The 15126-nt window shown below is 69.9% G+C and carries 11 protein-coding genes; 4 read left to right on the forward strand and 7 right to left on the reverse strand.

Features of this window, described 5'->3' with window-relative positions; genetic code table 11:
• Positions 1–140 precede the first annotated feature (140 nt).
• Positions 141–674 (reverse strand): TetR/AcrR family transcriptional regulator, encoded by a 534-nt coding sequence (locus tag ALI22I_RS31785; RefSeq protein ID WP_077009183.1) that lies wholly within the window; start codon positions 672–674, stop codon positions 141–143.
• Between the two features lie 99 nt (positions 675–773).
• Between ALI22I_RS31785 and ALI22I_RS31790 the strand changes: the two genes are divergently transcribed.
• Positions 774–1661, forward strand: coding sequence for an NmrA/HSCARG family protein (locus ALI22I_RS31790; RefSeq protein WP_077009184.1), 888 nt, complete (start codon positions 774–776; stop codon positions 1659–1661).
• On the opposite strand, the gene cutA is transcribed toward ALI22I_RS31790, so the two are convergent.
• The 6 genes from cutA to ALI22I_RS31815 all read right to left on the reverse strand — a co-directional run bounded on the left by cutA (position 1639) and on the right by ALI22I_RS31815 (position 12181).
• Positions 1639–1962 (reverse strand): divalent-cation tolerance protein CutA, encoded by a 324-nt coding sequence (gene cutA / locus ALI22I_RS31795; RefSeq protein WP_077009185.1) that lies wholly within the window; start codon positions 1960–1962, stop codon positions 1639–1641. The genes ALI22I_RS31790 and cutA overlap by 23 nt on opposite strands.
• An 85-nt stretch (positions 1963–2047) precedes the next feature.
• Positions 2048–2164 carry a Beta-galactosidase C-terminal domain gene (locus ALI22I_RS51380; protein ID WP_179118433.1) on the reverse strand — a complete coding sequence of 39 codons (117 nt, stop codon included), beginning with the start codon at positions 2162–2164 and terminating at the stop codon, positions 2048–2050.
• 137 nt (positions 2165–2301) lie between these two features.
• Positions 2302–3300 (reverse strand): LacI family DNA-binding transcriptional regulator, encoded by a 999-nt coding sequence (locus ALI22I_RS31800; RefSeq protein ID WP_077009186.1) that lies wholly within the window; start codon positions 3298–3300, stop codon positions 2302–2304.
• A 1-nt stretch (position 3301) separates the two neighbouring features.
• Entirely contained in the window at positions 3302–5893 is a 2592-nt protein-coding gene (locus tag ALI22I_RS31805; RefSeq protein WP_202971109.1) for a beta-glucosidase family protein, read from the reverse strand.
• A 295-nt stretch (positions 5894–6188) separates the two neighbouring features.
• Complete coding sequence (locus ALI22I_RS31810) at positions 6189–9125, reverse strand: glycoside hydrolase family 48 protein (RefSeq protein WP_077009187.1); 2937 nt, start codon at positions 9123–9125, stop codon at positions 6189–6191.
• A 116-nt stretch (positions 9126–9241) separates the two neighbouring features.
• A complete protein-coding gene (locus tag ALI22I_RS31815) occupies positions 9242–12181 on the reverse strand; it encodes a glycoside hydrolase family 9 protein (protein ID WP_083752164.1) in 2940 nt (979 codons plus the stop codon).
• 823 nt (positions 12182–13004) lie between these two features.
• Between ALI22I_RS31815 and ALI22I_RS31820 the strand changes: the two genes are divergently transcribed.
• The 3 genes from ALI22I_RS31820 (at position 13005) to ALI22I_RS31830 (ending at position 15086) form a co-directional block, all read left to right on the forward strand.
• The gene (locus tag ALI22I_RS31820) at positions 13005–14312 is read left to right on the forward strand and encodes a glycoside hydrolase family 6 protein (protein ID WP_238598680.1); all 1308 of its coding nucleotides are present in this window, start codon (positions 13005–13007) and stop codon (positions 14310–14312) included.
• Between the two features lie 85 nt (positions 14313–14397).
• Positions 14398–14703 carry a hypothetical protein gene (locus ALI22I_RS31825; protein WP_077009190.1) on the forward strand — a complete coding sequence of 102 codons (306 nt, stop codon included), beginning with the start codon at positions 14398–14400 and terminating at the stop codon, positions 14701–14703.
• Positions 14704–14711: 8 nt separating this feature from the next.
• A complete protein-coding gene (locus ALI22I_RS31830; RefSeq protein ID WP_143532529.1) occupies positions 14712–15086 on the forward strand; it encodes a YchJ family protein in 375 nt (124 codons plus the stop codon).
• Positions 15087–15126: the final 40 nt, after the last annotated feature.

A 15126-nucleotide genomic window follows, 5' to 3' on the forward strand; every position in this document is an offset into this window, starting at 1 on the left:
CCTACGTTCAGAACGGGCGAGTTGAACGCTCAGAACACGCGAGCTGGGGGATTTGCGCCGTAACAGCACGCTGGAACCTGAAGGTAGGACACGCGCGTTCTGAACGTTGGACACGCCCGTTCTGAACGTTGGACACGCGGTTAGGTGGGGCGGACGCCGGTTAGGGCGAGGGTTAGTAGGCGGTCGGCTTCGGTGGGGTTGCCTTCGGTGGACAGGGAGATGGCGCTGGTCAGTTTGAGGAGGTCGACTACGGCGACGTCGGGGCGGACGTCGCGTGTGCGTTGGGCTGCCGTGACCAGGTCCTCGGCGGCGGTGGTGATCATCGCGTGGCAGGTGGCGCCCAGGGACGGGTCGGCGCCGCGCATCAGGGACGCGGCCAGGCCTCGGTTGGCGGCCGCGTGCCTGCCTACCGCACGCAGCCAGGCCGCCAGTGCGGGTCCGGGTGGAAGTTCGGCGGCGATGGAACGGGCCTGGTCGCACAGGGCCTCGACGCGGTCGCGGAACACGGCTTCCAGCAGCGCCTGACGGGTCGGGAAGTGCCGGTGCAGGGTCGCCGAGCCGACGCCGGCGCGTCGGGCGATCTCCTCCAGTGACGCGTCCGCGCCGTGCTCGGCGATCGCGTCGCCGGCGACGGCGACGATCCGCTCCTGGTTGCGGCGCGCGTCGGCACGCATCAGGCCTCCGAGAAGAAAGAACTGGACTAAGCGGGGTGGTCCTCCATATCGTACCGGCAAGCAAACGGGGGGCCACCCTGTTTATGGGCGAGGAGAACCGTGGACAAGACGATTGCGGTGGTGGGTGCGACCGGCCTCCAGGGCCGTGCGGTGGTGAAGCGCCTGCTCGCCGACGGTTGGCAGGTGTGTGCGTTGACCCGTGATCCTGGGAGGGCAACGGCACCGGCACCACTCGTGCGGGCCGATATGGAGGACGTGGACTCCCTGGTGGCCGCGATGGACGGCGCGCACGGCGTGTTCAGCGTGCAGCCGACCGTAGGTTCACCCGGCACCGCGCCGGACTTCACCGCCGAGGACGAGGTCCGCTGGGGCGTCAACGTCGCCGAAGCCGCCCACAAGACGGGCGTGGCGCACTTCGTCTTCAGCTCCGTCGCCGGCGCGGGCCGTCACGCCACCGAGGTGCTGCCGGTGAACCTGGTCAGCAAGCACCGGATCGAACAGCACATCGCCACCCTCGGCCTGCCCGCCACAGTCCTGCGTCCGGTGTCGTTCATGGAGAACTTCACCGGTGGCTACGCACTCCACGACGGCGCCGTGTCCACCGGCATGGCCCCGGACGTCCCACAGCAGTTCATCGCGGTAGCCGACGTCGGCGCGTTCGTCGCACTGGCGTTCGCCGACCCGCACACGTGGATCGGCCGCACGGCGGACATCGCGGGCGACGAGCTCACCCCGGTCCAGATCGCCGCAGCCATCTCGGCGGCGATCGGCCACCGGATGCCGTACGCACAAATCCCGATCGACGTGATCAGGCAGCTGAACGAGGACTTCGCGCACGCCAACGAGTGGCTGAACGAGCGCGGCTACCGGGCCGATGTCGCGGCCACCCGCCGGCTGCACCCCGGTCTGCTCGACCTGCGCACGTGGCTGGCCACCACCGGTGCAAAGCAGATCACCGCGTTCCTCAGCGGCGCGTCTCCTCGGTGAGCCACGCCAGGTAGTCCGGGTTGCCGCCGAGCACGGGCAGCGCCAGCACCTCCGGCACGTCGTAGGTGTGCCGGGCCTTGACGAACTCGGTCAGTTCGTCCACCCGGTCGTAGGCGGTCTTGATCCAGAGCTGCCACTCGGGGTCGTCGTGCACCTCGCCGTCCCACCGGTAGACGCTGCGGATCGGGCTGCTGATCTGCACGCACGCGGCCAGGCGGGCCTCCACGATCGCCCGCGCCAGGGTGCCGGCCGCGTCCTCGCTGTCGGTGGTGGTGATGACCACGACGTGGTTGTCGTTCATCCACCGGAGGGTAGCGGCGGCGCCGGTGCCAGGGCCGCGACGCCGAACCGTGCCGGCGTGACGGAGTCGGTGGCGGTGGCGCCGGTCAGCAGGTCGACGTGCACGCCGGCACGTCCAGCCGTGCCTCGGAGGGACCGTGGTTGACCAGGAACAGCACGTCGCCGCGGCGCACCACCTCCACGCCGCGCGGCGGGCTGAGCACCGGTTCGACACCACCTGGTGGCCGTCGCGCCAGTCGAAACCGCCCGTGATCTCGCGAAGCCCGTCCGGTGTCCCTCTTGGTCGAGTCGCACCGTTTCGAAGCGGTGCGCGGTACCCCGCGGAACGGCACGCGGGGTGTCAGCGCGTCGTGCTCGCCCGCTCGGTGAGCCGAGGCGGCAGCAGCGTCAGCGGAGGTGTCGGGGTCCGGTCCAGCTTGGCCATCAGCAGCGCCACCGCGTGGTGGCCCAACTGCTCGGCGGGCACGGCCACCGAGGTCAGCGGCGGCATCAGCCGCTCGGCCTGGTCATCGGGGCATATCGCGATCACCGCCACGTCGTCGGGCACCTTGCGGCCCAGCGACCGCAGCACCTCGACCACGGACGGCAACGCGGCCTCGTTGTGCACCACCAGACCGGTCACCGACGGGTGCCGTTCGAGCAAACCGGTGATGGCCACCCGGACCGACTCGTGGTCGGTATCGGTGGGCAGGGTGGTGGACGAGACACCCCGGCGCATCGCGGCCGCGCTGAACCCGGCCATGGTGCGGTGGGCGAACCCGGTGTCGCGCTGGTAGACCGCGCGGGGCGCGCCGACCAGCGCCACGTAGGTGTGCCCGAGGTCGGCCAGGTGGTCCACGCACCGCGAGCCCGCCTCGGCGAAATCGAGGTCCACGCAGGTCAGGCCGGCCGCGTCGGCGGGGAAGCCGATGAGCACCGACGGCCGGTCCAGGTCCCGCAGCACCGGCACGCGCTCGTCGTGCATCTCCACGTCCATCACCAGCAGGCCGTCGACCTGGGCGCTGCCCGCCACCCGGCGCAGGCCCGCCGCGCCCTGGTCGGCGGTCACCAGCAGCACGTCGTGGTCGTGCCGGCGGGCCGCGTTGGCGACCGCGACGACGAACTGCATCAGCACCGGCATGTGCATGCCCTCGCGCATCGGCAGCACCAGCGCCAGCACGTTGGCGCGGTTGCTGGCCAGCGACCGGGCGCCCGCGTGCGGGTGGTAGCCCAGCGCTCGCACGCTCGCCTCGACCCTGGCCTTGGTGGCCGTGGAGATCGAGCGGCGACCGGTGAGCACGTACGACACGGTGCTGGGCGCGACCCCCGCGTGCCGCGCGACATCGGCGATGGTGACCACGTCAGCCCACCTCCCGCACTCGCACGCCCGCCACGTCCGCGATGAGCACGAGCGATGCGCCGTCGACCGAGATCTTGGTTCCCGGTGGCGCGGACCGGTACTCGGAGGTCACGTCGTGGAAGGCGATCCACGCGCCGGCCCGGGTGAACACGACCTCGTCGTCCACCAGCCGCACGCCGTCGCAGTCGTCGAAGTCCAAGGCGGGCAACACACCCGCGCGCGACCCGATGGTCTCCCCCGGCACGTCCACGACCACCCGCGACCGGATGTCCCGCGATGACGAGCCCGCGCTCAGCTCGTACCGCCCGGCCTCGACCACCCGGCGTCCGGTGGTGACGTCCCAGTGCCACAGCTGCTCCGCGGCCAGTTCGACCACGGCGGTCTCACCGGGCGCGAGGTGCACCCGTTGGAACGACTGGAGCTTGCGCACCGGCTGCCGCACCCGCGAGTCCAACGCCGAGGAGTACAGCTGCACGACCTCCGCGCCCTCGACCGGCCCGGCGTTGGTGACCGACACCCTGGCCACGCCGTCGGACCACTCCAGCTCGGAGTACTCGAACGTGGTGTAGCCCAGCCCGTGGCCGAACGGGAACAGCGGCTCACCGGTGAAGTACAGGTAGGTGCTGCCCGCGCGGATGATGTCGTAGTCGAACACGTCCGGCAGGTCGGCGTCGGAGCGGTACCAGGTCTGGGTCAGCCTGCCCGACGGCGAGAACACCCCGAACAGCGCTTCCGCGACCGCCCGGCCCTGCTCCTGCCCGCCGTGCGCGGTCCACACGATGCCGGGCAGGTGTTCCTCCTCGCCGTCCAATGCGTACGGGTAGCTGCTCACGAGCACCAGCACCGTCTTGGGGTTGGCCTCGCGGACCGCCCGCACCAGGTCCAGCGACGGCAGCCGCAGGGTCGTGCGGTCCTGGGTCTCGCGGCCGTTGATGTGCGGGTCGTTGCCCAGCACCAGCACGACGGCGTCGGCCTGGGCCGCCACCTCGACCGCGGCGGCGATCCCGTCCACCACGCGTTCGATGGCGAAGGCTGTGACATCCAACCGGTTGCCCTGCACTGTTGCCGGATTGTCGGCTCCGCCGACGATGTTGTGCAGCACCACACCTTCGTCGGTCGAGCGCGGCTCGAAGAGTTCGCGCACGTCCCAGCCGCCCGGCATGGCCGCCGTGGCGACGAGCGAGCCGTCCTCGGCCACACCGAGGAAGCGGCGGGACCCGACATCGCGCAACGTCCACACGCCGTCGCCCCAGTCGAAGCGGTCGAACAGCGCCCGCTCCCCCATACCCACGACACCGCCGCGCACCCCGAGGTAACGGCCGTCCGCCGCGCGCAGCGCGATCCGGTCGACCCCCTCGGTGCAGGAGACGGAGGTGAACTCCTCCAGTCCCCTTCGGACGGTCACCTGGTACGGCAGGGTGCCGCTGTACCAGTCCTCGAACAGCGTGTCCGCGTGCGTGCCGATGACGGCGAGCTTCGTGCCCCGCTCGAACGGCAGCACGGAGTCGTTGCGCAGCAGCACGACGGCCCGCCGTGCGGCCTCCAACGCCAGCTCGCCGTGCGTGCCGATCACGTCCGAGGTGATGGACGCGTACGGGTTTGCGTCAGCCGGGTCTTCGGTGGTCGGACTTTCGGCCGGCGGGTCGAACTCGCCGAGCCGGAACCGCAGCGAGAGGACCCGGCCGACGGCCCGGTCCACCACGGACCACTCCAGCAGGCCGTCCTTGATCGCGGTGGTGACGCTCTCGATCATCAGCGTCGGGTCGGCGTCCTGGTCGGTGAAGCTGTCCAGCCCCGCGTTGAGCAGCGCCGCGTGGCCCTCGGCCTGGGTCGGCAGGTACGCCTGCAGACCGGCCACGTTCGACGGCGCGTAGGCGTCGCTGACGACCGCGACGCCGTCCGGCGACCAGGTCTGCAACTCCTGCTCCAGCAACGGGCTCAGGTGCGCGGGACGGCCGTTCACCAGGTTGTACGACGGCATCACGGCCACCGCCGCACCCGTCTCGATAGGACCCCGGAAGCACGGCAGCTCGTACTCGTGCAGCACTCTCGGCCGCAGGTCGGACGACGTGACGCAGCGGTCGTCCTCGTTGTTGTAGCCCAGGAAGTGCTTGAGCGTCGGCGCGGTGCGGAGGTAGCGCGGGTGGTCGCCGCGCAGGCCGGTCGCGTAGGCCGTGCCCATCGCCGCGGTCAGCGTCGGGTCCTCGGAGTAGCCCTCCTCGTTGCGGCCCCAGAGCGGGTGGCGCAGCGGGTTCACCACCGGCGCCCACACGTTCAGCCCGTGCGCGACCGGGTCCCGGTGGTGGAAGCCCCGGGCCTCGGTGCCGACGGCCTCGCCGACCCGCCGCACCAGCCCTGTGTCCCAGGTGGACGCCAGCCCGACGGCCTGCGGGAACACCGTGGCCACACCCGACCAGGCGACGCCGTGCAGCGCCTCCATACCGGTGTGGAACGCCGCCAACCCCAGTCTCGGCACGGCGGGCTGGTGCTGGTGCAGCAGCGCCACCTTCTCCTCGTCGGTCAGCCTGCCGAGCAGGTCGGCAACCCTGGCCTCGACCGGCAGACCCGGATCGCGGAACGGCAGCGGGTCCACGGCGCACCTCTCGCGGTCGTCGAATTGTTCGAATGTGCAGCTCACTGAATCGAATCGTTTCGATCGCTGCGAAAACATCGCCGACCGGAGTCAGCGGGGCGGGGTGCCAGAAATGTGGCACAGCTCTCTCACCCGAGTCAACACCGAAGTTTCAAGGTTGTTTCATTCGCGACGTTGACGTCGAATGCGTTCGACTATCGAGACAATGCCGAACGGCCCGCCGAACACCGGCGAACGCCACGCCGAACACCCCCCTCACCACGTCGTGAGGGGGGTGCCGGCGACCTTCGGTGGCCTACCCGAACAGTTCCACGTGCAGCTGGAACGCCGTGGCGATCTCAGCTTGCGCCCAGAACCGGTGGTAGGTGAAGGTCGGCACTGGGCCGCCGTTCAGGTACGACTGCACCTTCGGCCATTCGGGGTCTTGCTTGAACATCGACCGCATGTCCACGAAGGACACGCCCGGGCGGATCTGGTCACCGTTGGGCATGGTGCCCGACCAGCCCGTCGGGACGTACGGGCCCTCGCGCGTCGACGTGTTGTACGTGTCGTCGAAGCGGTTGTAGTCCGCACGCGTCTCCGGCACCGCGATGCCCTTGCTGTCCTGGTGCGCCAGCAGCGCCGTCAGCAGCCCCTCGCCGACGGTCTTCGCCTGGGCGTTGCCCGACTCGGCCGCGTAGTTGAGGAGCGTCTTGGCGTAGGACGCGGCGATGCCGACGTCCTGGCTGTGGTTGGCCACCGTGACGCGCAGGTTCGCGTTGGCACCGGGGTTGGTGGCGTTCCAGTTGTCCGGAGCGCCGGTCCAGGTCAGGTCGTTCGGGATCTGGAACTGGCCGCCGGTGCCGACGGTGGTGTTCGCGATGGCCCAGGGGACCCACTTGTCGAGGATCTTCTTGGCCGCCGCGTTACCGGTCTTCTCGTACAGCGCCGCGGTGCGCTCCATCTGCCACGCCTGGAAGCCGAACCAGCGGTTCGACGGCGGGTCGCGCCACACCGGGTGGGCGTCGTAGTACATGCCGTAGAAGGTCGGCGTGCCGGCGGGCGGCGCGCTGTAGGAACCCTCCCAGCTGTTCGTGACACCACCGGCGATGGCGCCGTCGGCGGACTGGAGCCACTGGAGCATCTCCAGCTGACGGGTCATCGACGTGGCCCAGTCCTGCTGGCCGGTCGCCGACTTCGGCTTCAGCGCGGGCACGTTCGCCAGCGCGTAGGCCGCCAACGGGTTCTGGTAGCCCTGGTGCGAGGCACCGTCACCGATGCGCCACGCCCAACCGGCGGACGTGTCGGTGGCGCCACCCCACGCGTAGTACCAGGACATCAGGTAGTGCGCGCTGTCCTTGCCGGTGCCGGCCGGGCAGCTGGTGCTGGCGCAGTTGCCGATCTTCTTGAAGTACTTGTCGAACATGGCGTAGCGGAGGTAGTCGCCCATCTTCGCGGCCTTCTCCAGCTCGGGCGCCACCTCGGCGCCCTTGCCCTGCTCGGTCGCCCACTCCTGCGCCAGCATGGCCACCTGCACCGCACGCGCGTCGGCGTCCGGGGCGTTGGTGTACTTCCACTGCTTGGCGTAGCTGGCGTCCTTGGTGAACAGGTCGAGGAAGCCGTTGGGGCCACCGTGCGCGAACGTGTCGCAGGACGGCTGCGGGATGGTCTCCCACACCGACTCCGAGGAACCGCGCTGGTAGGTGTTGATGTACGCGGGCAGGGCGTCGGACTCGTCGCCGCACCGGCCGAAGCCGTAGGTGTTGTCGACGTCGAGCAGCCAGTGCATGCCGTAGATGTCGCTGTTGCCGTACGCCGACCGCAGCTCGGCCGCGATCGGGTCGCGCCCCACCGACACACCGGAGTCCAGCACCGACGGGTACTGGTCCATCCGCGGGTGCTCCGGGGCGTAGGTCGCGGGCTTGGACGCGTCGTACTTGTCGTTGGTCGGCTGGTCCGCCTTGGCCGGGATGATGTACTTCTCCATCGACGCCCAGGCCTTCTTGAACGGCGCCCAGTCACCCACGATCTTGCCGTAGCTGGCTTCCAGCCACAGGTAGTAGCTGAACGCCTCGGACGTGGTCTGGTGACCGTGGTCCGGCGCCTCCACCATCAGCGTCTCGATCGAGTGGTACGGCACCTTCAGCCCGTCGGGGAAGGTCCGGTAGTAGCCGCTCGCCGGGTCGTTGATCTTGGCGTACTGGTCGAGGAAGGCCTGCTCGAAGTCCGACGCGGAGTCGGAGATCTCCTTGACCTCGACCGTGGCCGCCGTGGCGCCGGTGGCGCTCGCGGTGAACGTGGCCGAGGCCAGGTCGCCGCCGTTGGCCGCCGAGGTGACCGTGACGTTCTGCTTGGTCGCCCAGTTGGCCGTGGTGAACGTCAGCGACGCGGGACCGGCCGTCAGGTCGGTGCTGCCGGCCGAACGCGCGACGGCGACCGTCACCGACGAGGTGGGCGCGGTGGCCAGCGAGACGCCGAAGGTGTTGGTGCCACCTTGACGCACGCTCAGCGACGGCGGGCTCACCTGGACCGCCTGGCCCGCGATCACCCGGACGCCGACAGCCGTGGAAGCTCCCACGCCGCCCTTGTCGTCCGTCGCCCGCGCGACGAGGGTGTGCTCACCGGCGGTCGCGCCGGTCCACGAACCGTTGTACGGGGACGAGGTGTCGGTCGCGACGACCACGCCGTCGGCCAGGAAGTCGACCTTGGCGATGGTGCCGTCGGTGTCGGCCGCGGTGGCCGCCATCGGGATGGCCTGGCCGACCTGGAACGCCGTGCCCGAGACCGGCGACGTCAGCGACGCCGTCGGGTCGGCGTTGACGTTCGGCCCGGTGCACCGCGTGCCGTTGAGCGCGAAGTCCGTCGGCGGCCGGTTCTGGCCGGTCCACGAGCCGTTGAAGCCGGGCGTGACGGTCGCGCCGGTGCCGAGGTTCGGCGCCCAACCCGGGGCCGCCACGGTCACACCGGCGCCGCTCTGCGTGAACGTGCCGTTCCAGCCCGACTGCACGCGCTGGCCGTCCGGGAAGGTCCACGTGAGGCGCCAGTTGTTGACCGCGTCACCCTCGTTCCGGATGGAAACGCTGGCGCCGAAGCCACCCTGCCACTGGTTGGTGACCTGGTAGTTGACCGTGCAAGCCACGGCCGCGTTCGCCACCGGCGCGACGAACGGCATAACACCCGCGGCGGTAGCCGCCGCGGCTATCAGCGCGAGTGGTCCGGTGCGCAACCGTCCCGCTCTGGTGCGGTACCTCATGCGTCCTCCTCCTGCACGGATCAGCCATTGACCCGCGAGCTAAAAAGGGCGTGGCGGTCGGTGGGGTCGGCACGGGACGCCTGGGCGCGCAGAACGTCCCGTGCCGAGTCCGGGTGCTAGGGCTCTACGCCCCAGGCGAGGGTGCCGCCGGTGTACGCGGTCACCCGGTCGAAATCGGTCAGCGTCGCGCTGACCCGGTAGCTGTGGTCGTCGGCCTGGTTGAACGTGGACCAGTCGGACTTGGCCACCCGCAACTGGATGTCACCGGTGCCAGCACCCGCGGCGAGCGTGCCCGCGGTGAACGACACCTGGAGGTAGGAGTCCGCGCCGGGGCGCGCGTTGGGCAGTTTCACCACGGTGGCGCGCACGTTGGCGCAGCCGACCACCGCCCAGTCGCAGAACACCTGGTAGTTGGCGTTGGCCGTGTCACCGGTGAACCAGTACCTCGTGGTGATCGTGGACCGGTCCACCGCCGTGGTGCCGCGGTTGACGACGGCGAGCGTCGCGCCGATCTGGTTGGCGCTCGCCGAGCCGTTCCCGCGCTGCTGCACGGCGATCGCGCCTGCCGTGCCTTGCGTGGTGCGGAACGCGACGGCGGTGCTGGGTGCGGAGACGTTGCCGGAGGTGTCCTTGGCGCGGACGGTGAAGGTGTACGCGGTGTCCGGGGTGAGTCCGGTGAGCTGGTAGCTGACCCCGGTGGTGGTGGCCGCGACCGTGCCGTCCGAGCGCAGGATGTCGTAGCCCGCCACGCCTTCGTTGTCCGTGGAGGGCGCCCAGGTCACCGTCGCGCCGGTGGCGGTGATCGCGGAGGCGAACGGTCCACCCGGGACGGTCGGCGGCTGGCTGTCGCCGTTGTCCGTGATGGTGAAGGAGATCGCGGTGCTGGGCGCGGAACGGTTGCCGGCGGCGTCCCTGGCCCGCACCGAGAAACTGTGCGCGCCGGGGGTCAGACCGGTGAGGTGGAACGTCGGGGTGACCGTGGCACCTGCGACCGTGCCATCCGCCCGAAGCACGTCGTAGCCGGTCACCCCGACGTTGTCGGTGGAGGCCACCCAGCCGAGGGTGGCGCTGGTCGCGCCGAGGTTCGAGACGCGCAGTCCCAGCGGGACGGTCGGGGCCTCGCGGTCCTCGACCGCCGGGCCCGGTTCCTTGCCCCACAACACCTGGCCGTCCTGGGCGAGCACCAGGCGGTCGGTGAGCGCCACCGCGTTGCCGGTGCCCAGGCCCGCGTAGGACCAGTCGTTGGTCGGGTCCCAGGTGCCCGCGCTGGTGATGCGGAACTGCACCTCGTGCCGGTGCGCGGACTGGCCTCCGGGGTAGACGCCGGGGCACGGCACCTCGACGTAGTACACCGAGCCGCTGTGCTGCTTGGGGCCGCTGACCGTGCCGCACTGGTTGTAGTTCGTGGCGACGGTGATCTGGTTCGGCGTGGTGGCGCCGTCGAGGGTGAAGTAGTAGCGCAGCGAGCCGTTGAACATCCGGGCGGGCCACGCGGTCTTGTTGAGGATGAACGACTTGATCTCGGTGAAGCCGGGGGCGCTCTGGTTGATCGAGGCCTGCACGGTCAGCTCGGGGCCGTCCGTGGTCTCGGCGACGGGGAAGTTCGTCAGCGGCGTGCCGCCGAACTCCTTGTACAGCCGGGCGAGCGCGCCGGTGAACGCCGCGTTGTAGTCCAGCGCGACCTCGTTGGCGACGAAGTCGGTGCGGTCGTCCTTGTACGCGTCGTTGTTCGTGCCGGGGCCGCCGACGAGCGCGCCGTACAGGATGTGCCTGCTGGTCACCGGTTCCTGCATGGTGTCGGCCCACGCGCCGTGCGCGGTGCGGTGGTGCGGGTTGCGCGGCGGGTTGGCGCCGAAGCCCACGACGTAGCTGGAGCTGCGCGGGTTGTCGCCCAGCGCGTAGTTGATCTGCCGCACGCCGAAGTCGTGGTAGGTGGTCGCCTTGGCGGCGTCGCGTTCGCGCAGCCAGTCGCTGTAGACCAGCGCGACGAACGCGGTGTTGGCCGCGTACCGCAGCGAGCCCCAGGTGTCGAGGTGGGCTTGGCCGCCGGGCGAGTACCGCACCCGGTTGCCGTTGTAGCCGGTGGTCCAGTAGTCCAGCCACCGGTTGGCGTCGTTGACGTATTCGGTCTCACCGGTCAGCTTGGCCAGCAGGACGTACGCGCCGTACGACTTGTCGTCCCAGGCGATGGTCCACTTGTAGGACCGGGTGGTGCTCTGCGGTTCGGTGGACAGCTTCGAGTACTCCGCCTTGGCCTTGGCCAGGTAGCTCGCGTCACCGGTCGCGCGGTACAGCCAGATCGCGCCCCACACGAGCTCGTCCTGGTAGCCGCTGTGGGAGTTGTAGAAGTTGGCCGCGTCGGTGATGCAGGAGCTGTACTTGCCGCGGTAGGTGTCGGCGAAGCTGTAGAGCTGCTTGGCGTGGGTCAGCACGGTCGCCGCGTAGGCGGGGTCGGTCTGCTTGAACACCATCGAGGACGACGCCATCGCGGCGGCGTACTCGCCCGCGAGGTCGGAGCCGGGGCAGGAGGTGTCCACTTTGTACGACGGCCGCGCCATCTGCATGACCTCGGCCGCGCCCCACCACTTGTGGTCGTCGTTGCCCGAGCCGACCTGCCCGTAGACGACGTTGGGCGACGGGTGCGCCTTGATGATCCAGTCCGTGCCCCACTTGAGGTTCGACATCAGGTACCGCAGCTGGCCCGAGCTCTCGTACGCGTCCCGGTTCTCCACCGCGCCCCACGCCAGCATCGAGACCGTGGACGCGAACGGCAGGCCGAACTTCACGTGGTCGCCCGCGTCGTAGAAGCCGCCCGACAGGTCCAGCCCCACGTCGCTGCCGTCGCGCAGCGCCGAGTCCCCGCGCCAGTTCACCCGGTTGTCGGCGGGCAGGTCACCGGACCGCTGGGCGTCGTAGAACCAGATCGACTTCTGCAGGGCCTCGCCGTAGTTGAACGCCGGCGCGGCCGTCGCGGACGGCTGGAACGGTGTCAGCGTCAGGGCGCTGACCAGCACGGCTAACGTGCCGGCCAGCGCTCCGGACATGCGTCGTCGCATGCGGTCCCTCCAAGGGGGGCAGGGCTGGAGGTTCTGGGAGCGCTCCCAGTGCGGGACTGTAACGGCATCGAAACACCGTGAAAAGAGGGTTCGACCACAAAGGCTTGACAAGTTCGACTCAGCGGAGTCCACCTTCTGGGCCGAACGTTGGCCACCACTGGACCGAATGACGCAGCGTAGGACAGCACCCCCGGAACGTGACGCCGGCAGGCTCCCGCCCTCGCCCGCCAGGTCAGGCCCCGAATGGTGACCCGACCGGTCGCGGCGCACCCGAAGGATCCCGAAGCCGCAGATTCGGGGCCGCCCTTCCACTCGTTTCTGATCATTTGGTCGTCCCGCTTGACCCAAGTGACCGCCCGATCATTCAGCGCTGAACTGTTCGGCGTAGCGCGGTTTCTACCCTCCGGCGTAATTCGGCGATTTTTCGACATCAACTTCGATCGGTCGGTGACCTGAATCTCACTCACCCTGTTGGCGCATACGTTTGCGCAAATATCTACACAGCGTCACCGGCTCGGCGCTCGCCAGCCTTCGCACTGTCTCAACCACTGATCATCCGGCCGTTTCTTCACGGAACGTGAGAAACGGCGGGACCTGCCCGTCGGCGAGGCCCTCTTTTCCTCAACGTTTCCCACTGGCTACAGTCCTGCCACCTGGGAGCGCTCCCAGCCCAATTCAGACCCCGTTGCACCGACGCTGCGAGGACCTTCTGATGCGATCACCCCTTCCGGCGCGACCACACAGCGCTCACGACTCCGGCCGTGACCGCCGCCGACCACGCGACAGGGCGAGGTTGGCCGCGGCGAGCGCGCTGTCCAGTGCATTGGTCGCAAGCGCAGTCGCCCTGGTCTTGGGCGGCGGCGCGACCACCGCGCAGGCGGCCGACTCGGCGTTCTACGTCGATCCGAACACCTCGGCGGCGAAGTGGGTGGCGCAGAACCCGAACGACTCGCGGACCGCGGTGATCCGCGACCGGATTGTCAACACGCCGCAGGCGCGCTGGTACACCACGACCAACACGTCCGAGGTCAGGGGCCAGGTCGACGCGTTCGTGGGCGCTGCGGCGGCGGCCGGGAAGATCCCGATCCTGGTCGTCTACAACGTGCCCAACCGCGACTGCGGCGGCGCGAGTGGCGGCGGTGCGCCCTCGCACTCGGCGTACCGGGCGTGGATCGACCAGGTGGCGGCGGGTCTCGCGGGCCGTCCGGCGTCGATCGTGCTGGAGCCGGACGTGCTGCCGATCATGAGCAACTGCCAGAGCCCTGCCCAGCAGAACGAGACCATGGCGTCGATGGCCTACGCGGGCAAGAAGCTCAAGGCCGGTTCGGCGCAGGCGAAGGTGTACTTCGACATCGGCCACTCGGCGTGGCTGACCCCGGCCGAGGCGGTGGAACGACTGCGCGGCGCGGACATCGCCAACAGCGCCGACGGCATCGCCACCAACGTGTCGAACTACCGGTACAGCCGGGACGAGATCGCGTTCGCCAAGGCCGTGCTGAACAACCTGGGCATCTCGCGGCTGAAGGCCGTGATCGACACCAGCCGCAACGGCAACGGGCCGTTGGCCGACCAGTGGTGCGACCCGGTCGGCCGGGCGATCGGCACGCCGAGCACCACCAACACCGGTGACGCGCAGATCGACGCGTTCCTGTGGATCAAGCTCCCCGGTGAGGCCGACGGCTGCATCGCGGGCGCGGGTCAGTTCGTGCCGCAGCGGGCGTACGACATGGCGATCGCGGCGGGCCCGACCAGCACCACCACTTCCACCACCACTTCCACGACCACCAGCTCGACCACGACGACCACCACGCCGTCCCCCGGGAGCGGCTGTCGGGTGACGCATCGCGTGACGAGCCAGTGGTCCGGCGGTTACTCCGGTGAGATCGTCATCGAGAACCGGGGCCCCTCGATCAACGGCTGGACCCTGACGTTCTCCGCACCCGGTGTGACCGTTTCCCAGGGCTGGAACGGGACGTGGACCGACACGGGCGACACCGTCCGCGTGGTCAACGCTTCCTGGAACGGCGCGCTCGCCACCGGTGGTACCGCGACCATCGGCTACAACGCGAGCTACAGCGGCAGCACCCCACCGTTCAGTTCTCCCACTTTGAACGGTGCGGCGTGCGGCTGACGCCGTAGCCGGCCCTCGAAGCGGCTCCCCTCCCCGACTGGCAGTCAACGGGAGGGGAGCCGCTTCCCCTTATATCCTTGTCGTCGTGACCGAACCGATGCCCGTGGCGCAGGGCGTCGCCCTGGCCCGCGACCCGGACGACGCGGTGCGCGAGGCGCTGTCGACCGACCCGACCGCGCCCGCCGAGGCGTTGGCGCTGCTCGCCGACGACCCGCGCCCGGCGATCCGGGCGAACCTGCTGACCCACCCCTCCGTGCCCGCCGACCTGCGCTACCAGGTGCACGCGGTCCTCTCGGCGGAGGCCGCCGCCGGGGACCGTGAGGCGGAGAACGCGCTGGCCTGGGTGCGCTACGACCGTTCCGGCCGCACCGCGTGCGACCGCCCGGAATGACCCGCGCCATGACCACCCGCTGCCCCTGCGGCCAAGGCGACCCGTACGAGACGTGCTGCGCCCCGTTCCACCAGGGCCGCCGCAAAGCCCCCACCGCCGAAGCCCTCATGCGCTCCCGCTACAGCGCCTTCGCCCTGGGCGACGAGGACTACCTCCTGTCCACCTGGCACCCCACCACCCGCCCAGCGTCCCTGGACCTGGACCCGGACCAGCGCTGGACCCACCTGGAAATCCTGTCCCGAACCGACGGCACCCCGTTCCAGACCACCGGCACAGTAGAGTTCCGCGCCCACTACCGCTGGCAAGGCCAACGCGACGTCCTCCACGAGAACAGCCGCTTCATCCGCGAAAACGGCACCTGGCTCTACCTCTCCCCCGCCTGACCCCACACCCCTTTCCGAACGCTCAACACGCCCGTTCCCA

Source organism: Saccharothrix sp. ALI-22-I (genome assembly GCF_001984175.1).
In the GTDB taxonomy this organism is placed as follows: domain Bacteria; phylum Actinomycetota; class Actinomycetes; order Mycobacteriales; family Pseudonocardiaceae; genus Actinosynnema.

Bases quoted from the DNA above. Each gene is read 5' to 3' on its own strand.
- ALI22I_RS31810 (WP_077009187.1), bottom strand. From the start codon at position 9,125: ATGAGGTACCGCACCAGAGCGGGACGGTTGCGCACCGGACCACTCGCG.
- ALI22I_RS31815 (WP_083752164.1), bottom strand. From the start codon at position 12,181: ATGCGACGACGCATGTCCGGAGCGCTGGCCGGCACGTTAGCCGTGCTG.
- ALI22I_RS31830 (WP_143532529.1), top strand. From the start codon at position 14,712: ATGACCACCCGCTGCCCCTGCGGCCAAGGCGACCCGTACGAGACGTGC.
- ALI22I_RS31785 (WP_077009183.1), bottom strand. From the start codon at position 674: ATGCGTGCCGACGCGCGCCGCAACCAGGAGCGGATCGTCGCCGTCGCC.
- cutA (WP_077009185.1), bottom strand. From the start codon at position 1,962: ATGAACGACAACCACGTCGTGGTCATCACCACCACCGACAGCGAGGAC.